This window comes from Haloactinomyces albus, from assembly GCF_031458135.1.
GTDB lineage: Bacteria > Actinomycetota > Actinomycetes > Mycobacteriales > Pseudonocardiaceae > Haloactinomyces > Haloactinomyces albus.
On record NZ_JAVDXW010000002.1, the window covers coordinates 160,090 to 177,695 of the forward strand.

The 17,606-nt window shown below is 66.7% G+C and carries 16 protein-coding genes and 1 pseudogene; 6 read left to right on the forward strand and 11 right to left on the reverse strand.

All coding sequences use genetic code 11. From position 1 onward, the window contains the following. Positions 1-465: 465 nt before the first annotated feature. A pseudogene (locus JOF55_RS23615) lies at positions 466-1,041 on the forward strand (site-specific integrase); the annotation flags it as partial. A gap of 151 nt (positions 1,042-1,192) precedes the next feature. Here JOF55_RS23615 and JOF55_RS24645 read toward each other — a convergent pair. After that, entirely contained in the window at positions 1,193-1,675 is a 483-nt protein-coding gene (locus tag JOF55_RS24645) for an integrase core domain-containing protein (protein WP_374727601.1), read from the reverse strand. A gap of 231 nt (positions 1,676-1,906) precedes the next feature. On the opposite strand from JOF55_RS24645, the gene JOF55_RS23630 reads away from it, so the two are divergent. After that, positions 1,907-2,161, forward strand: a complete 255-nt coding sequence (locus JOF55_RS23630; protein WP_310278900.1) for a type II toxin-antitoxin system prevent-host-death family antitoxin — start codon at positions 1,907-1,909, stop codon at positions 2,159-2,161. 184 nt (positions 2,162-2,345) lie between these two features. Here the strand turns inward: JOF55_RS23630 and rhaI are convergent, their stop codons facing one another. The 3 genes from rhaI to JOF55_RS23645 are packed head-to-tail and all read right to left on the reverse strand — an operon-like array spanning position 2,346 to position 5,205. Beyond that, positions 2,346-3,521 carry an L-rhamnose isomerase gene (rhaI, locus tag JOF55_RS23635; RefSeq protein ID WP_310278901.1) on the reverse strand — a complete coding sequence of 392 codons (1,176 nt, stop codon included), beginning with the start codon at positions 3,519-3,521 and terminating at the stop codon, positions 2,346-2,348. After that, positions 3,518-3,904: an L-rhamnose mutarotase gene (locus JOF55_RS23640; protein ID WP_310278902.1), complete on the reverse strand. Its 387-nt coding sequence runs from the start codon at positions 3,902-3,904 to the stop codon at positions 3,518-3,520. Before JOF55_RS23640 ends, rhaI begins: the two co-directional genes overlap by 4 nt. Beyond that, the gene (locus JOF55_RS23645) at positions 3,901-5,205 is read right to left on the reverse strand and encodes an MFS transporter (protein ID WP_310278903.1); all 1,305 of its coding nucleotides are present in this window, start codon (positions 5,203-5,205) and stop codon (positions 3,901-3,903) included. The genes JOF55_RS23640 and JOF55_RS23645 overlap by 4 nt, the downstream gene beginning before the upstream one ends. Before the next feature lie 427 nt (positions 5,206-5,632). Between JOF55_RS23645 and JOF55_RS23650 the strand changes: the two genes are divergently transcribed. Further along, complete coding sequence (locus JOF55_RS23650; protein WP_310279088.1) at positions 5,633-5,917, forward strand: helix-turn-helix domain-containing protein; 285 nt, start codon at positions 5,633-5,635, stop codon at positions 5,915-5,917. Positions 5,918-6,536: 619 nt separating this feature from the next. Here the strand turns inward: JOF55_RS23650 and JOF55_RS23655 are convergent. The 6 genes from JOF55_RS23655 to JOF55_RS23680 all read right to left on the reverse strand — a co-directional run bounded on the left by JOF55_RS23655 (position 6,537) and on the right by JOF55_RS23680 (position 12,689). Beyond that, a complete protein-coding gene (locus JOF55_RS23655; RefSeq protein ID WP_310278904.1) occupies positions 6,537-7,505 on the reverse strand; it encodes a fumarylacetoacetate hydrolase family protein in 969 nt (322 codons plus the stop codon). 45 nt (positions 7,506-7,550) lie between these two features. Then, positions 7,551-8,489 (reverse strand): VOC family protein, encoded by a 939-nt coding sequence (locus JOF55_RS23660; RefSeq protein WP_310278906.1) that lies wholly within the window; start codon positions 8,487-8,489, stop codon positions 7,551-7,553. Between the two features lie 71 nt (positions 8,490-8,560). Further along, positions 8,561-9,634 carry an amidohydrolase family protein gene (locus tag JOF55_RS23665; RefSeq protein WP_310278907.1) on the reverse strand — a complete coding sequence of 358 codons (1,074 nt, stop codon included), beginning with the start codon at positions 9,632-9,634 and terminating at the stop codon, positions 8,561-8,563. Then, on the reverse strand, positions 9,631-10,761 hold the full coding sequence (locus tag JOF55_RS23670; RefSeq protein WP_310278908.1) for an FAD-dependent oxidoreductase: 1,131 nt from the start codon (positions 10,759-10,761) through the stop codon (positions 9,631-9,633). Before JOF55_RS23670 ends, JOF55_RS23665 begins: the two co-directional genes overlap by 4 nt. A gap of 9 nt (positions 10,762-10,770) precedes the next feature. Beyond that, the gene (locus tag JOF55_RS23675; protein WP_310278909.1) at positions 10,771-11,724 is read right to left on the reverse strand and encodes a cyclase family protein; all 954 of its coding nucleotides are present in this window, start codon (positions 11,722-11,724) and stop codon (positions 10,771-10,773) included. Further along, a complete protein-coding gene (locus tag JOF55_RS23680; RefSeq protein WP_310278910.1) occupies positions 11,724-12,689 on the reverse strand; it encodes a fumarylacetoacetate hydrolase family protein in 966 nt (321 codons plus the stop codon). Before JOF55_RS23680 ends, JOF55_RS23675 begins: the two co-directional genes overlap by 1 nt. Positions 12,690-12,798: 109 nt before the next feature. Between JOF55_RS23680 and JOF55_RS23685 the strand changes: the two genes are divergently transcribed. Continuing rightward, on the forward strand, positions 12,799-13,746 hold the full coding sequence (locus JOF55_RS23685) for a LysR family transcriptional regulator (protein ID WP_310278913.1): 948 nt from the start codon (positions 12,799-12,801) through the stop codon (positions 13,744-13,746). 1,109 nt (positions 13,747-14,855) lie between these two features. Then, on the forward strand, positions 14,856-15,533 hold the full coding sequence (locus JOF55_RS23690; protein WP_310278916.1) for a hypothetical protein: 678 nt from the start codon (positions 14,856-14,858) through the stop codon (positions 15,531-15,533). A 1,237-nt stretch (positions 15,534-16,770) separates the two neighbouring features. Here the strand turns inward: JOF55_RS23690 and JOF55_RS23695 are convergent. Continuing rightward, on the reverse strand, positions 16,771-16,989 hold the full coding sequence (locus JOF55_RS23695; RefSeq protein WP_310278919.1) for a hypothetical protein: 219 nt from the start codon (positions 16,987-16,989) through the stop codon (positions 16,771-16,773). 184 nt (positions 16,990-17,173) lie between these two features. Between JOF55_RS23695 and JOF55_RS23700 the strand changes: the two genes are divergently transcribed. Further along, the gene (locus tag JOF55_RS23700) at positions 17,174-17,500 is read left to right on the forward strand and encodes a cupin domain-containing protein (RefSeq protein WP_374727602.1); all 327 of its coding nucleotides are present in this window, start codon (positions 17,174-17,176) and stop codon (positions 17,498-17,500) included. The last annotated feature ends 106 nt before the right edge of the window (positions 17,501-17,606 follow it).

Here is a 17,606-nt window from a genome sequence, read left to right on the forward strand (position 1 = left end):
GTGTGCCCTGAAGAACTGCTCCCCGGGTGGGACTGTCAGAGGAATGGCTCTGGCTCACATTCGGTGGTGAGGCTGGGTAGCATTAGCCGAGCAGTATGCGGTGGCGGAGGAGGGTGAAGGCTGCGCGTCCGTACATCTGACGTTTGATCTTGTGGCCGCAATTTCATCGGATGTAGAACTCCGACTGGTGAGCACATCGCAGGTCGGGAGGCGATGTCGCCTTGCCTGAGCTGGAGCTCAGTGACCGGGTGCGGAGTTGTGCCCGAGCTTGCCGGCCACCGGATTCAGCGTCGGCAGCAAGCCTGTGAACTGCTCGCTTGCCAGGGTGATTGCTTCTGGTGAAAGATCCCTCCGTCTGATGTAGGTGACGGAGGGTTGCGGTGGGATGGGCAAGACAGGCTGGCACCGGGGTCGGCAGGACTGCAGCTGGTTGATGGTCTTTCGCTACTGCGGCCCGAGGAGCAGGTGTTCACTGCGATGCGGGACGGTAGCGCAACCAGCAGTTGGCGCGGAACCTGGCGATCTCGACGATCAACGGGCGGGAGCAGGTCCTGGAAGCGTTCGCCCGCCACGCCGATGCGTTCCCGTGGCACTGGTCGGCGCAGATGGTCGACGAGTGGCTGGGTGACCTGCGGGCAGTGCGGAACCTCAAGCGCTCGACGCTGCGCAACTACCAGGAAGCGGTGCAGTCGTTCTGCGCCTACATCATCGACCCTGCCTATGGCTGGTCGGATGAGTGCGAGCAGCGGTTCGGCACCCATCCTGTCCAGGTCGTGCACGAGTGGAACACCGCCGTGCATGTCACCGAGGCCGAAGAGGACGCGGGCAAGCGGGCCCTCACGCGCAACGAGCTCATCGACTTCTTGACCATGCCGACGAGCAGGTGATCGGATTCGCAGCGTCGGCCGGAAGGGCTGGTTGCCGGCGTTCCGCGATGCGGTGATGTTCAAGACCGCGTATGCGTTTGGCCTGCGTCGCCACGAAACTCGGATGCTCGACACTGTCGACTTCGGACGCAACCCGCAGGGACGGGAGTTCGGCGGTGTGTGACCTCGGGAGGGAGGAGACGGTGCGCAGCAGGTTCCCGTCCAGGGTGATGTGGATGCTGCGCAGGTCAGCCCAGATGTTCACGGTCCGTCCGGCCAGGCTGTGGTGCGGGGAGAGCGTTTGTTTGCCCGAGATGAGGCTCGTTTCACCGCTGGGCGGGACCCGAAGGTCGAACTCCACCGCCGGCGGGCTGGGGGCCTGCGTAGGGGGCTCGATGACATCGACTACCAAGGGCGCGGGAGCCTCGGTTTCGGTCGGCCGGGGTTGGGGGGCTGTCGATGCGTGTGGGGCCGTTCGGGCGGAACAGGTTGGCCGGAGTTGCCATGTCCAGTGATCGGTGCGGGCGCTGATGGTTGTAGCCCTCGATCCAGACGTCGACTGCGGCTTGCGCGGCGTCGAGGGATTCGAACGGGGCGACGCGGTCGAGGAATTCGGCCCGGAGTGTCTTGTGGAACCGTTCGATCTTGCCGGTCGTGGTTGGTGAGCGAGGTTTGGTCAGGCGCTGGGTGATGGCCGTTGTGCCGACAGATCGTTTCGAACAGCACCTCGCACACCGCGCGATACCGAAACTCCACCAACGCCTGCTGATCCACCCTCGGACACGATCACGAACGTCCAAAACGGTCAAGCATCTCCCGAGAACGAACCGTCAAAGACCTCCTGAGCCCGTACGGATTCCCACCCACCTTGCCGAACCCTGAACACCGGCGAGCCATGCCGACCTCCACGGGAGTCGACGAATTGGCAGGCCAAGGCAGATTGCGCGTGGATGACGACACCGTGCCCGCACTCGGCGCCACAGCAAGCAGAGCCGGGCAAGCCTGGCACATCCATATGGCACGTAATGCACGTTAAGAACGTGTCCGTTGAGATGCCCGTCTCCTCCGCACGCACCGACATCGGCCCAGTCACCGACCGCGCCGAGTACACCGGCGAGATCACCTACCTGACCAAGCACGGCCGCCGCGCCGCCGCCGTCGTCTCCGCCCAAGCCGCCCAACTCCTCGAAGAGCTCGAAGACCTCGCCGACCTGGAAACAGCCCGCGAACGCCTCGCCACGATCGGCTCCCGCGAAGGGGTTTACGACCAGCTACGCCGCCGGCTCGGCGGGTAAGGAAACGCACGAAGGAACCTCCGGGAGATTCGGTCACTCCCGGAGGTTCCTTATTCGCCCGGTCACCCCACCAAGCGGCCCTGGTCGGCAACCCAAGCGCCATGGACATCCACGATCTCTTGGGTCAGCACAGCGCTGGAATTCTTGCCGACCACTGCGTTTTCCTTTCGCGCGCGGTTGCTCATCAGGCCCCCCAACCGGCCTGCACACCGCCGACACGTTGTTCGGCCAGGTACTTCTGGTGTCCGGAGTCGGCGTAGGCGCGCATCGGTTCGGCGGGTAGTCCGCGCGAGGCGCGCCATTCGGCGAGGGCCGGTCGCACGTCGGTGTGGAAGGCATCCATCAGCACGTCGTTCGCGCCGAGCACGTCGTGCTCGGACTGCGCCTTGACGAGCGCCGCGCGGTCGACCAGCAGCGCACGTGCGGTCATCTCCTGCACGTTGAGCACCGAGCGGATCTGGCCGGGGATCTTCTCTTCGACGTTGTGGCACTGGTCGAGCATGAAGCGCACCGGGGACCCCTCATCGAGCCCACCGCCTGTGGCGACTTCGTGCAGGATGCGGAACAGCTGGAACGGGTCGGCCGCGCCGACGATCAGGTCGTCGTCGGCGTAGAAGCGCGAGTTGAAGTCGAACGAGCCGAGTTTGCCCAGCCGCAGTAGCTGCATGACGATGAACTCGATGTTCGTGCCGGGCGCGTGGTGGCCGGTGTCCAGGCAGGTGAAGGCCCGGTCGCCGAGCGCGCTGACCTGCGCGTACGAGGTGCCCCAGTCGGGCACGTCGGTGTGGTAGAAGGCCGGTTCGAAGAACTTGTACTCGAGCACGAGCCGTTGGTGCTCGTCCAACCTGTCGTAGATCTCGGCCAGCGACTCGGCGAGCCGGTCCTGGCGCGCCCGCAGCGAGTCCTGCCCGGGGTAGTTGGTGCCGTCGGCCAGCCAGATCTTGAGGTCGGTCGAGCCGGTGGCGTGCATGATGTCGAGGCATCGGAAGTGATGGTCGATGGCCTTGCGCCGCACCGCCGGGTCGGAGTGGGTGAGGCTGCCGAACTTGTAGTCCTCGTCCTGGAACGTGTTCGAGTTGATCGTGCCCAGCTGCACGCCGAGCTTCTCCGCGTGTGCCTTGAGCGCGGCGAAGTCGTCGACGTCGTCCCACGGGATGTGCAGCGCCACGGTCGGTGCCAGGCCGGTGAGTTCGTGCACCTTGGCGGCGTCGGCGATCTTCTCGTGCGGTGTGCGCGGGGTGCCGGGCGTGCCGAACACCTTGAAACGGGTGCCGGAGTTGCCGAACGCCCAGCTGGGCAGCTCGATGGATTGGCGGGCGAGAGTGTCGGTGATCTCGGCGAAACGAGGTGGGGTGGTCATGCATCGTCTCCTTCGCTCGGGTTCCGCTCATCGGGTGTCTGCAGTGCACCGATGCCGGCAAGCTGGTCTTCGAGGTGGAATACCTCGTCGAGGACTGTGGCCGTCTGGTCCGCGCGCCCGCTCTGGGCGACGAAGAGGTCGGCCATGTGCTCCTCCCAGACCGCGGCCACCCGCGATGCCGCGAGATGGGCATCCGACCGGACGACCGAGTCCGTCTCGTAGTAGCCGATCAGCAGGCCGTCCGGGCGCAGGAACAGCGAGTAGTTGCGCCGTCCCGAGGCCTCGAGCTCGCGCAGCATTTCGGGCCACACGGCCGCGTGGCGGCGCCGGTACTCGTCGAGGCGGTCCGGGTCGATCCACAACTGGAAGCACACGCGGGTCATGAGGTCACCACCGCGCTGTCCGCGGTCGCGGTGGTCCCGTAGCGCTCCCGCTCGATCTGCTGCAGGCTCTTGCCCCGGGTGCGTGGTGTCCACACTGTACCGATGAGCAGGGAAGCGGCCAGCAGTCCGAGGATGAGCAGACCGAGTCCTGTCAATCCGATCTGTGCCAGCAGCACCGGGAACCAGACGCTGAGCAACCCGACGAGCACTCGGGCGGCCAGGAACAGCACTCCCTGCGCGCTGGCGCGATATCCGGTCGCGAACAGCTCACTGGTCCACAGCCCGTAGAACGCCTGCGCGCCGACACCCATGGATACACCCCAACCGATCGCGAAGAACAGCATGGTGGCGGTGCTCGGCGGGGCATAGATCAGTGCACTCCAGGCAAGGACGCCGAGCGCGGCACCGGAGCAGTACAACCACCGGCGGCTCATCCGGTCGGCGAGCAGCATGAACCCGAGGAACGTGGCCGCGCTGGTGCAGCCCCACATAAGAACCTGCAACAGGTACTGCTCGGTCACCGAGGTGACGCCTGCCGCTTCGTACACGCGCGGCTGGAAGATACCGGACTGCCCGGCCACGGTGTTCCACAGAGCGTAGACGCCGAACAGGAACAGCAGCGCGGTGAGGTTGGCCTTCGTGGTGAACAAGCCGCGCAGGCTGCCGAGGAAAGAGGGGCGCTCGTCCGGAGCGTCGTTCCTGCTGCGCCAGATTTCGGATTCCGGCAGACCCCGCCGCACCCACCATGTCACGGCGGCGACGACGAACAGGTGCGCAAAAATCAGCCGGCTGCCGACCAGCCCGAGCGGGGCGACGACGACCGCCAGCAAGTAGCCGATCATCGGCCCGATCGACCAAGCCAACTGGGCGGTACCGACGTGCGCTGCCCGTTGGTGCGGTGGAGCTTCCTCGGCGATGTAGGTCCACGACGCGGTCACTCCGGCACCGACGGCGATGCCGGTCAGCACGAAGGCGGTCAGCAACATCCCATAGGACGTGGCGAAAACCGCCAACAGCACGCCCAACATGTACAACAGCAGGTCGTAGGTGTAGATGAACTTCCTGCCGTAGCGGTCGCACAGCGGGCCGCCGATGGCCGCTCCCGCCGCGGCACCGAATGCGTTGGCGCTCAGTGAGGCGAGGAGTCCGACCGCCAGGTTGTCCAAGCCGAAGCGTTCCTGCCACAAGCTGAGGCTCGTGGCGATCGCGATGATCGACCCCGCCTCGATGTAGTTCGACATGGCCACGGCGATCGTTGCGCGCCACCCTGTCGTGCGTTTGTCAGTGAACCGGGCTCCCATCGGCCCTCCTGTCCATCGGCCTTGGTGCCGCGGGCTCCGGATGCTGGAGTCGCGGAAGTAAATCGTTTCAAAGTGGTGCACACCATAACGAGCGCCGCAGCTGTGAACAAGACCGTGCGCGACACTCGTGCGGCCAGAGCGGTTGCAACCATGTGCCGGTGGCGGCGTGCTCGAAGTCGCTGTCGACCTCACTGAGAACGCCCGCGGCACGGGCCCTTGGACGATAAATTCCCGTGGCGGAACCTCGCTGGCCCACGCATCAGGGACTTACCACTGCTGCGGGTACCCACCATTGCCGAAGCAAATAAAACGTTTTAGCCTGAGGAAGGATAGGCTGGGGTGTTCTCGAGTCAACACTCGAGTCAGGGGAGGCGGGGTGCCGGCTGCGGGCGGTAGCCGCAGCACCGGAGAGCTCAGTACCAAGGATGTGGCGCGTCGTGCTGATGTGCCGATCGGGACGGTCTCGAACGCCTTGGACCGACCGGACCGGGTCTCAGCGGACACGCGCGCCCGGATCCGGTCGGTCATCGACGAGCTCGGTTACGTGCGCAGCGAGTCGGTGCAGGCCAGTTGCCTTGGACGTGAGCTTCGTTCAACGCTGAAGCAACAGCAAAAACGAGTAAACACACTCCCGGCCGTCACCGCGCGAAGCCGGACGCAGCGAACGCCCTGCAGCGTGTTCTCCGGCATCGACGGCATTCCAGCGCCATAAGAAGGACCCCGGCCGCATACCGGAGCAGAGGCGGTTGCGGGGACTTCCTCACCAGCGGACACGGTGAGGAGGCTCGTTTCAAGGTGCCGTGGTGGTAGAACACCGGTAGTGGGATATCACCAGGCTGACTCGGTGGATGCTCTGGCGCCGTTGCTCAGCGCTGAACGGTTGCGAACCTACGAGCGCCACGCCCCGGCGTGGGGCTGTGGACCGGTGCAGCTCTACCTCGTGGGGTCGAACTGGCCGCCAGCATGCAAGCCGATCTCGCGCTGGTGGAAATCTGCCTGCGCAATCGGATCGCTCACCATGGGCCGATTATCTACGGAGTCCGCCGCCCTGGAGTGCCCCGCTCCGCACCGGAGGCCTACCGCCGGCCACGGGAGCTCCACGACGACGCCGTGCGCCTGGTGAGCATGACCTCTCCGGCACTCGGCGATTGGCTCGCCACCCACTCCCGAACTCCCGCGATCCTCGACCAGTACACGAGTCGCCGAGCAACCGAACTGATCGAGCGTCCCGGTGTGGCGCCGACACGCCATGATCGTTCCCGCGAAGCCTGGCGGGCACGTCCTTCCGTCGGCACCGGTGGCGGTCGAAGGTCGGATTCCGCTCGGGGTGGTCACGGTCGCTGCCTGTCCCGGCGGCGCGCGGGTCGCACCGGCGGAACATCCGTGTCGACGACACCTTCGACCACGGTGTTGGCGATGACGCCGATGCCCTCGACGGTCATCTCCACCACGTCTCCCGGCCGCAACGGTGGTGGTTGCTGAACACCGCGCCTGCCCCACAGCTCGGCCAGGCAACCGCCGTGTCCGCACGTGCCCGAACCGAGCACGTCGCCGGGGCGCACGCGGCTTCCGCGCGCGGCGTGGGCGAGCAGCTCCTCGAACGGCCACCCCATGTTGGACAGCAGGTCCCGGCCGACCTCGGTGGCGTTGACCGAGGCGGTCATGGCCAGGTGCAGGAATCCGTCGGCGTCCCGGTACGGCTCCAGTTCGTCGGCGGTGACCAGCACCGGTCCCAGGGTTCCGGCGAAGTCCTTGCCCTTGGCCGGGCCGAGCCCCACCCGCATCTCCCGGCTTTGCAGGTCGCGGGCGGACCAGTCGTTGAAGATCGTGTAACCCGCGATGTGCGAGCGCGCCTGTGCCGGGGTGAGATCCGCTCCCTCGCGGCCGATGATCGCGGCGACTTCGAGTTCGTAGTCCAGCACCGCACACCCCGGTGGTACCGCGACCTCGTCGTGCGCACCGATGAGCGAATGGGGATTGGTGAAGTAGAAGGCAGGTGCCTCGTACCACTCCGGCACCACTCCTGCCTCCCCCTCCACGCTGCGGCGTACGCCTTCGACGTGTTCCTCGAAAGCCACGAAGTCCCGCACGGTGGGCGCTTCCAGCGGCGGCAGCAGTCGGACCTCAGTCAACGAGACCGTGTCCCGCGCGGAAAGCGCACTGCGGCCGACCTCGAGCAGCGTGTCGGTCCGCAGCAGATCCAGAATCCTCGTACCGGGTGGCAGCCGGTGCAGCACGTCGTCCACGACGACGCCGCACCGCACGGCGCCGTCGGGTTCCTCCACGGTGGCAAAGCGCAAAGTCGGCCCCTCCTCGTCGTTTCCGTCGCGAGTCCGGCGGCGGGATCACACCGGTGGGGCCTGAAACAGGCCCCTGTCGGGGTCGTTGAACGACTTCCTGGCGACGAACTCGTCCATCGGATTGGCCGTGCCCCACTGGTCGGAGACCATCGGGTCGGTGAAGTCGTGCAGCCCGGGATGCCAGGTGTCCTCGTCCAGGCGCGCCAGCTCGGTGGTGTACTCGACGGTGTTGCCCTGCGGATCGAGGAAGTACGAGAAGGTGTTGTTACCCGCCTTGTGCCTGCCCGGTCCCCACACTTTCTCCACACCGGCACGCAGCAGACGGCCGGAGCCACGCATGTACTCGTCGAGACCGCGCATCTCGAAGCTGGCGTGGTGCAGCGAAGCGTGCGGACAGCGTGCGACGGCGAAACTGTGGTGCCAGTCGTTGCAGCGCAAAAACCACATCATGCGGCCGTTCTCCGGATGCATCAGCACGTCGGACAGCGCGAAGTCGAGGTGACGCCGGTAGAACTCGACGGTGGCCTCCGGCTCGGAGGAGTTGACCACGACGTGGGAGAGCCGGACCGGAACGGACTCGGTCTCCTCGATCTTGCGGTGAGGACGCAGCGCCACATCGGTGGAGACTTCGACGGTGCGGCCTTCGTTGTCGAAAAACCGGAAACCGTAGCCACCGCCCGGAGTGGCGACCGTTCCCGGTTCGGAGATCAACCGCACCCCGTCCCGGCTCAGACGGGCGGCCAGGGTGTCCACGTCCACCGTGTTGGCGGCGCCGAACGAAATGAGATCGATTCGCTTGTCGGCGGACTTGCGCAGCCGCACAACGTACTGCTCCGGCGAACCTTCCGCGGCCAAAAAGCTCAGCCCCGTGTCGGAGGCGACCTCGGTCAGTCCCCACAGGTTCCGGTAGAACTCCAGCTCCCGCTCGAAGTCGGGTACGGCCACTGCGATGTGCCGCAGGTGCGTGATCAGGCGGTTCATCATGAGATCTCTCCTCATAGGACTTTTTTCCCGGTTTACGGGGATGGTTCCGTGGCGGAACTTCTCACCGGCTGTTACTGCGAGTGCTCCCCTCGAGGAGCGGCGTGCGCCGTGCCGGCCGGTCCAGCGGGAACCAGGCCGAGCCCCTCGGCGTTGCCGGTTCGAATGGCGTACTGGTCCGGCACGGACAGATCGGCCGCGGCGAGCCGGTCGACGGGGTCGGGCACCCCCATGTCGAAGGGGTGGTCGGAACCGAGCAGGATCCGGTCGGCTCCGACCTCGGCGACCAGCGCTCGCAGCGCCGCGGGCGTGTGAACCAGCGAATCGAACCAGAGCCTGCGCAGGTAACTGCTCGGGCGCTGCGCACAGCCACGCGCGTCGGGGCGTACCTGCCAGGCGTGATCCGAACGGCCGAGGTAGGTGGGCAGGTAACCACCGCCGTGGGCGGCCAGCACATGCAGCCCGGGGTGCCGGTCCAGCACTCCTCCGAAGATCAGGTGCGAAAGCGCGACGGCATTCTCCGCCGGCTGCCCGACGGTGTTGGCCAGGTGGAAGCGGTCGAGGCGGGCGCCGAGCGTGCAGCCGAACGGGTGCAGGAGAATCACCGCCTCGCGCTGAGCCGCGCGTGCCCAGAACGGTTCCAGCCGCGGGTCGGACAGTTCGACGGTGCTGCCGTCGGGTTGCGGGGCGTGCGAGGAGATCTCCACACCGGCCAGTCCGCGGTCCAACGCGTCGTCCAAGGCCGCGACCGTCATGGCGGGATGTTGCAGTGGAACCATCCCGAGGCCGAGGAACCGCGCCGTGTCCTCGGCAACCGTGGCGGCGATTCCGCGGTTGGCGGCCAATGCCACCGTCCACGCCGGACCGGAATCCGCCCAGTAGTGGTACTGGGACGGGGACGGCGAGAGAAGCTGCACGTCCACCCCCGCGGCGTCCATGTCGGACCGTCGCGCGTCGATGTCGGTCAGCCGGGACATCCGGTCGGCGACCATGCGACCGGAGACGGCGCTCGACTCCGTGCCCTGACGAACCAGTTCCAGTTCCTGCTGGGCGTGCAGCCCGGGGTGACCGGCCACCTCGTCCTCGATCTCGCGGATGAGGACGTGCGCGTGCACGTCGACCACCGGGGCCTCCACTGCGCGGGTCATGCCGGTTCCCCCACGACTCGCGCCACCCGGTCCATCAGTTCGGGGACGTCACCCTGCTCGCCGTCAAGCAACCACTGCCCCAGCTGCACGGATACGTTCACCACGGTGCGGACTCGTTCGAGCCTGCGTGCGGTGAACGCCGCCCACAGGTTTTCGTCGACCCGGTCGGCGTCGGTCAGCAGTTCCGCGAGCACGGCCGCGTCCTCCAGAGCCAAGGCAGCGCCCTGGGCCAGCGTGGGTGGGCAGACGTGCACCGCATCGCCGATGAGCACGACCCGGCCGCGGTTCCACGGGCCGTCCAGCAAGTGCGTCTCGAACCACGTGTAGTGGATCCGGGACGGGTCGTGGAGGTGTGGACGGATCTCGTCCCACGGCCCGTGGTAGTGCTCGGCCATCTGCCGCATCACCGCGAGGCGTTCGTCCGGGGCGAGCTCGCTGCGGTACTGGGCGTCCTCGACCAGGTAGGCATAGAGGCCGGCCGTGTCCACCGGGCAGTATCCGGCGATGTAAGCGGCCCCGCCGTAGTAGAGGTCGGTGCGCGTGACGCTGTCCGGGCGCGGGGTGAACGCCCGCCAGATCCCCATGCCGGTGGGGCGGGTCCGCAGTGCGATCCCGAGCGTACGCCGGGTCGACGACCGCACCCCGTCCGCACCGACCGCGAGGTCGTAGCGCGCCGAGGTGCCGTCGTCGAAGCGGGCTCGGACGCTGTCGGTGTCCTGGTCGAGTCCGGTGCAGACGGTTCCGAACCGGACCTTCACCCCCAGGCTTACCGCCCGATCGGTGAGGATGCGGGCCAGTTCGGGGCGGTACATGCCGACCGTGGCGGGCAGGTCGGGCCCGCCGGTGCGGGCGTCGGAGATCTCGGCCAGCAGACTGCCCGTCGGGTCGGACGCACGCAGCCCCAGCGTGGAGAAAGAATATCCGCGGCGCTGGACCTCCTCCCACACGCCGAGTTGCCGCAGCACGCGCAGAGCGTTGCCCTGCAACGTGATTCCCGAGCCGAGCGCGGTGACGTCGGGGTTGGTCTCGACCAGGTCGACTGCGATGCCCTGCTCTGCGAGCAGGATGGCGGTGGCGGTGCCTGCGGAGCCACCGCCGATGACGAGTACGGAACGGACGGCGGACATCTGATGCTCCTACTTGACGGCCAGTGGGTTGACGGGGGCGCCGACGGCGCCGGTCACAGGCAGCGGCGCGGCGGTGAGCCAGAATTCGAAGCGGCCGTCGGCGGCGCAGTCGGCGGCCAGCTCGTCGAGGTCCCACATCTCGCCGATGAACAGCCCGATGTGCGGGATCGCCACTTGGTGCAGCGGTTGAAACGCCTCGTCGAATTCGTTGGGCCGCACCTCGAATCCCCACGTATCGGTGGCAATCGCGGCGATCTCCGTGCCGTGCAGCCAGTCGGCGGTGGTGAACGACAGCCCGGGTGCCTGCCCGCCTGCGTAGGTTCCCCACCCGTCGCGGCGAGCACGCGTGAGCCGTCCGGTTCGCACGCACAGCAGGTCGCCACGTCCGACGGTCACGCCGTGCGCGGCTGCGGTGGCCTCCAGGATTTCGGTGGTGACCGCGAACCCGTCGGGCAGTTCACCTTCGTCGCCGACGACCCGGCCCACGTCGAGCAGCACTCCCCGGCCCGCGATGTGGGCCGCCGCCGTCTCGATCCCGGTGACCTGATCACCTTCGCTGGTGACGACCTCGTCGGCACGGCGGCGGTTGTAGGCCGTCCCGTGATCGAAGATGTGCCCCAGCCCGTCCCACTGGGTGGAGCACTGCAACGGCATGAACACGACGTCGTCGGCACCGCCGAGGCCGTGCGGGAAGCCCTGCCCGCGCGCGGCGTCGAGGCCGGTGTCGAGCATGGTGTGGACCGGGTTGGTCCGACGCCGCCACCCGTTCTGCGGGCCGTGCGCGTCGAACCGCTGGGCCAGGGAGAACACCGTTCCGCGGCGCACCTGGCGGGCGCCCTCGGCGCGCTTGCCCTCGTCGAGGAAGTTCAGTGTGCCCAGCACATCGTCGGTTCCCCACCGCCCGGCATTCGAGCAACGTGCCGCCGCGGCGGCGATGGCGCCTTCGGGATCGGTCCGGTCCATCACGTCTCCTCGGCAACGCACCTGGTGCGCTGTGCGCCCAGTCCGGTGATCGTGGCCGTCATGACGTCTCCCGGACGCAGCAGGCGGCCGTGGTGCATCCCGTTTCCGGCCGGGCTCCCGCTGAGGACCAGGTCGCCCGGCAGCAGCTCGACCACCTGGGAGGCGGCGGACACGAGCGCGGCCACATCGAAGACCATGTCCTTTGTGGACTCATCCTGCATGACCTCGTCATTGAGCTTCAGCGTCAACCGCAGGTCACCCGGGTCCACGAACGACGACGGCACCAGCCACGGGCCGGTCGGCAGGAATCCGGGGGCGTTCTTGGCGCGCAGCCAGTCGGTGCCGATCTCGGGCATGTCCCGGCGGAACACCAGATCCCGCGTCGTCAGGTCGTTGACGATCGTGTAGCCGGCGACGTGGTCGGCGGCCGATTCGCGGTCGACGCGGAAGGCCCTGCGGCCGATGACGGCGGCCAGTTCCAATTCCCAGTCGTGCTGCTCGGAGTAGCCGGGCAGTACCACGTCGTCGTACGGCCCGGCGACCGCACCGGGTAGGCCGAGGAACAGATACGGCGTGCCTTCCGCCGCCCGGCGATCCATCATCGCCGCGGTCTCGGTCCGAACCTGCTCCTCCGTGCGCCCGGGACCGAGCTCCGCGTGCTGCACGGCCAGATCGATGACGTGGGTTCGGTAGTTGGCCCCGGCCTGCACGATCTGCCGAGGTCGCAGCGGTGCGCGCACCGACACGTCCGCCAGGTGCCACCAGTCGGCACGACTCGAATCCGCGGCCAGCGCTTCAAGCCGCGGCAACACCGCATCCCAGTCCTGCACGAGCGACAAGACGCTTCCCGGAATCCTCAGGACGTCCGACAGGTTCAAGGTCCGATCACCGACCACGAGCCCGGGAAACTCCTCGTTTCCGACGGCGAACGTGCCGAGCGCGAACGGACTGCTGGCCTTGGCCACGACGGCGTCCTTTCGTCTTCGTAACGACACGTTTACTCTGAACGGCCACCAGGCATCACGGAAGACGAATCTGCAGATACAGGGGATCGATACCATCGATGAGAAAGCCGTGCTGAACCTCGACCTCAACCTGCTGGTCTCGCTGCACCACCTGCTGCGGGAACGCAGCGTCACCCGGGCTGCCCAGCGCATGAGCCTCGGGCAGCCCGCGCTGAGCGCCGCCCTGGCGCGACTGCGGCGACACTTCGGTGATCAGTTGCTGACCAGAGTGGGCAATCACCACGAGCTCACCCCGTTGGCCGTGCGGCTGCGTCCGCGCACCGAAGCCGCACTGGCCGGTATCGAACGAGTGTTCACCAGTGAACCCGTCTTCGACCCCGGCACCTCGCAGGCGACCTTCCGGGTGCTCGGTTCCGACTACGCCATGTCGTTGCTCGGCGGCCGGGTCGGACGCCTGCTGGCCGAGCGGGCACCGAACGTGCGGCTACGGTTCGAGCTGCACAATCCGAGCGTGATCGACACGGCGGCGGAGGTGCTGCGCGACGTCGACGCGCTGTTGCTGCCACACGGTTTCCTTGCCGACCTGCCGAACCTCGACGTCTTCTCGGACACCTGGAGCTGCCTGGTGGCCACGGACAACCCCCACGTCGGCGAGACGTTGACGATGGAGCATCTCGCCGAGCTGCCGTGGGTGCTGACCTACCACTCGCCCTCGGCGTTCACCCCGGCCGCGCGCCAACTGCAGATGCTCGGCATCGAGCCGAACGTGCAGGTGGTGGTGGAAAGCTTCCTCGCGTTGCCGTCCTTCATCGCCGGGACGAACCGCATCGCGCTCACCCAAACCAAGCTCGCGCCACTGCTCACCGCGGGCGGCGAGGTCCGCGCGCTACCCTGCCCGTACGATGCCGTGCCTCTCGTCGAAGCCCTGTGGTGGCACCCGACGCACGACAACGACCCCGAGCACGCCTGGCTCCGCTCGATCTTCGCCGAAGCCGGACAGCAGCTCGCCGACACCGCCGTGGACGCCCACCACCGACAGCCCGACATCCGTGACTGAACAGCCCCGCGCACAAGTCCGGGAAGTCCTCACGCGCCCCCATCGTCAGACCACTGTGGACAGCGTCCGAAGACGAAGAAGACCCCGGGGAATCCGAGGATGCTCACCGTACCGGCCCGGCTCACTCGAACCGGTCGGTGGTGAAGTAACCGCGGCCACGGTCCTTGGTATCGCCACCGCGGCACCGTCGCCGACCCGACCCGGCCGAGCTCGGCGTCTCGCAGCAAACCAGCCGTAATTTCGTCGGCTACGGCGGCGGTGCCGTGAAAGGCCTGCTCTACCCTGGGGGCCACCCGCAACACCAACCTCGACTCATCATCGGCGACCCGATATGCCGACCGGCCATGCAACGAGATGGCGTTGAGGCTGTGGGCTTCTCCCTCTGGAAGCCTCCGCCCATCCCTGGATGGCGGTTGCGACTGCCAGGATCGCATCCACGACGATCAGCAGCTCCTCGTCCGACCCACCGAATGCGAGCAAGTCCCGATAGCTGACTCCGTACGTATGTACCCGCTGCAAGCGCAGCGCTACATCCTGAGCCAGGTCTGATAGGGGAAATCCTGGGACAGCATCTCTGCGATCCACATGTGCAAAGGGGTCACCAAGTGCTCGGGCAAACCCGGGAAAAGGACTTCCTCGGCTGTCTTCCCAGCGAGTCGATCATCAAGACGCTGAAAGGGACGTAACTCCGACACGAGCGAGCACGGTACGGGGTCGTGAGGAAGATCCGAACGAGCAGTGGTCAGTGCGACAGTAGAGCCGCACCGGGACGGCCAGAGAGGCCCGTCCGGCAGCGGTGGCCCGGCGGTGCTGCGTGCTGACCATCACCGCCGGGCGGGTTCGGCCCCACCCTGGTGGGCGCAGGCATCCGGTGTTCGAGACCGCGGCGCACAGCGACGGGCACCACTCGGCAGGCAGCCAACGCCGACCATGACACCGCTCTGTGGAAAGACCTCACCGGGTCCGGGAGACCCGAGACGTCCGTGAACGACTGGCCGCTCCGTTGTCATGAGGGACACCCCCAACAGAGCAATCTCTCCACTCCGGTCGGGTGACATGCTATTGATCTTGCTGCGGGGTGAGGTCGCCAGCTAGTACGAATACAGAACATGACCACTACGTCACCAACCGTGTCCGAAGAAACCTGGGAAGCCTTCATCGCCTCATACGAGTCCGAGCACCAGGCGATGGCGAACCTGCTCCGCGATCCGGAGAGCTTCGCCGCCCTGACCAGCACCGACTCAGCCAGCTCCCCACCAGAACCATTCGGGGGACTGTCCAACGTTGACGACGACCTTGAGCACGCGATGAACAAGCTGCACGAGGCCACCGCGAAACCACTTCCGCACCCTGAACACCCGGCCACGCAGCTCGCGAAGCAATGCGGCCAGAAGATCCACGACGTCGTCGTCAATGCCGACAAGCAGGTCAACGCCGAGATCGGCAAGCTCAAGGACGCCAAGAGCCTGGACACCGCCGCGTGGAACGCGATGGTGGACGACCGCGAGAAGAAAGACGGCGAGGCGCTGCTCAAGGCCAACCACGAGTTCTGGGAGGGGATCCGGGATCGCGGGAACAAGAATCCGCGTGAGCGGGGGTTCCTGCTGACCATCGCCGATGCCTACAGCGCGGCCGCCAAAGCGATCATCAACTTCCTCAAGAAGGCCGCCCTGTGGCTGATCCAGAAGCTGGAGTGGGTGTGGGACAAGATCAAGGAAGCAGCCGGCTGGGTATGGGACAAGATCAAGATAGCAGCTAAGGCAGTCGCTCACTTCTTCGGACTCTGACCAGCGTTAACCACGAACACAACAGTGCCCGGCCGCCCCCTCGGTCGGGCACTGCTGTGGTGGATCTGGTCCCGCCCCCTCCTGTCGCACAAGCACCTATCTCGGGGATTACCCCTTTCCATCTGGTCAAAGGCCGGTCTCCGTGCCCTCCGGCGGGGACCGGTCTTGTACTCAGGTGAGTGGTCAGCCCTCGCCCTGTCGCCGCTTGGCTTCGCGCAGGGTTTCGCGCAGTTCGGGCGCATGCAGCCCTGAGACGAGCCGGGCGTGATCGGCCACGGTCCGGGGTCTGCGTGGTGAGGCCGGGCATGTGTAGGCCGCAGGCACAGACAGGTGTGGCGGGTGTCGGGGTCGGCCAGGTCGACTGCGGAGATCCCGTGGTGGTGTCCGCAGGAGCCGCAGCCCAGCCGTACCGGGTGTGACCAGGCAGGAATCCCTTCTGAAGTACCCTCAGGAGCGTCAGGTCAATTAGGCCGTTCCTGGTCCCCCCAAAGGGTAGTGGGTGACGAGAAAGTGGTGGAGGTCCTCGCGAACTTGCACCAAGCGGGCATGTGTCGCTGCCATGTCTTCCAGTAGTTGTGTGCTCTCGACATCAGAGCAAGAACTGAGCCAGCGGTTGATGTGTTTGCGGTGCTTACGTGTCCACTTGAGACGCTCTTGGATGGCATCTTCAAACTCTCTGAGGAGATTCGGGCAGTAGACGTTAAGGAGAGTGCGGAGGTTGCGCCGTGCTGCCTGACGTCGCTTCGATGCGCGCCATCGTTGCAGCATGGGCGGCTTTTCGGACAAGATTCCTCCCACGTCTGTGGAGGCGGTTTCTACATAGCCTGGGGCAAAGTTCGTAGCGCCGTGGAAGCTGAAGCCGAAGGGGCCGAAGGCATGCTCAGAGTCCGTGTTTGGTCGCGGCTCTCCGATGTGAGCGTTGATGTAGTGCGTAGTTTGTTCAGCTCGTTCGCACCAGTCGTCCAAGATTGCGTACAGCTCGAGCAGTGATTCGTGAGCATTGGGCCACGAGATGGGCCTGTTTGCTTGCCCGAGCCCATGCACCACGCTTGCGCCAGCTCTTGCGAAAATGCTCGCTTCATTCGCAACGGGGAGCACCATGTTCTCCATCCTGCCAGCGTGATCACCATTAACGTAGCGCACAGGGGACTTCACCGGCTTACAGTCGAGCATCGACCACGTCACGGGGAGTGGTCACCGGATGCATAGTGGGTCCGGATTCCGCCGCCTTGGATACTCAGCCTCGGCTGGTGATGCCGAGCGCGGCCAGCAGGTCGACCACGGCGGCTTGGCGGTTCTTCGCGTAGCGGCCGGACCCGCTGTGGGCCAGGGCGTTCCCGGCGCTGTCCTGGGCCTGCCGGCCGCTGTGCCCATAGGGGGCGCGGACGATGGAGCCGAGCAGGTCTCCGGCGATGCGCACCCGGTAGCGCAGGATCTCGCCGGTCCCAGTGCGCACGGGTTCCAGGCAGTGGGCGCTGAGTTCGGCGGCGGTGTAGCTGTGCCGCTTCCGACGGTGGGGCCGCTGCGGGGACCGCGTCGTGGGCGTGCCGCGGGAGGCGCGCCGCGGTGGTTCGGCAACCGCGGGCGCGGACCGCTCCGTGTGCGATGTGGGAGCAGGATCAGGACTTGCGGACGGGGCGGTGGGTTCGTTAGTGCGTACCTGGGGAAACGATCCCGCCGGTTCCGATTGCATGCTGGTCGGGGCCTACCGCAGCGACGGGGAGGTGGGGCGGATCCTGCGCGAAGCATTGCCGCCGTACCTGGTCGTCCACGATCCGGCCCCGCACATCACGGAGCTGCTCAACCTGGAGATCGTCCGCGACGAGGTGGGCCAGGGAGGCGTACTCGACCGCCTGCTGGATCTGTTGCTCATTGCCACGTTGCGAAAGTGGCTGGGGAGGCGAGCCAGAGCAATACGTGGATGTCCTCCAGCCGAGATCCGGAGGTGCACAGTGCAGTCAAGCTGATCCACGGCAGCCCGGATCATCCCTGGACGGTGCAGTCGCTGGCCGCGGCGGTGGGATTGTCGCGGGCAGCGCTGGCCAGAGAAGCGGATCTTTCCGGAGGACGAGT

Excerpts from the sequence above, each read along its gene's own strand:
- rhaI (WP_310278901.1), bottom strand. The coding sequence starts at position 3,521 with ATGACCACCCCACCTCGTTTCGCCGAGATCACCGACACTCTCGCCCGC.
- JOF55_RS23660 (WP_310278906.1), bottom strand. The coding sequence starts at position 8,489 with ATGATGAACCGCCTGATCACGCACCTGCGGCACATCGCAGTGGCCGTA.
- JOF55_RS23670 (WP_310278908.1), bottom strand. The coding sequence starts at position 10,761 with ATGTCCGCCGTCCGTTCCGTACTCGTCATCGGCGGTGGCTCCGCAGGC.
- JOF55_RS23675 (WP_310278909.1), bottom strand. The coding sequence starts at position 11,724 with ATGGACCGGACCGATCCCGAAGGCGCCATCGCCGCCGCGGCGGCACGT.
- JOF55_RS23665 (WP_310278907.1), bottom strand. The coding sequence starts at position 9,634 with ATGACCCGCGCAGTGGAGGCCCCGGTGGTCGACGTGCACGCGCACGTC.
- JOF55_RS23640 (WP_310278902.1), bottom strand. The coding sequence starts at position 3,904 with ATGACCCGCGTGTGCTTCCAGTTGTGGATCGACCCGGACCGCCTCGAC.
- JOF55_RS23690 (WP_310278916.1), top strand. The coding sequence starts at position 14,856 with ATGACCACTACGTCACCAACCGTGTCCGAAGAAACCTGGGAAGCCTTC.
- JOF55_RS23645 (WP_310278903.1), bottom strand. The coding sequence starts at position 5,205 with ATGGGAGCCCGGTTCACTGACAAACGCACGACAGGGTGGCGCGCAACG.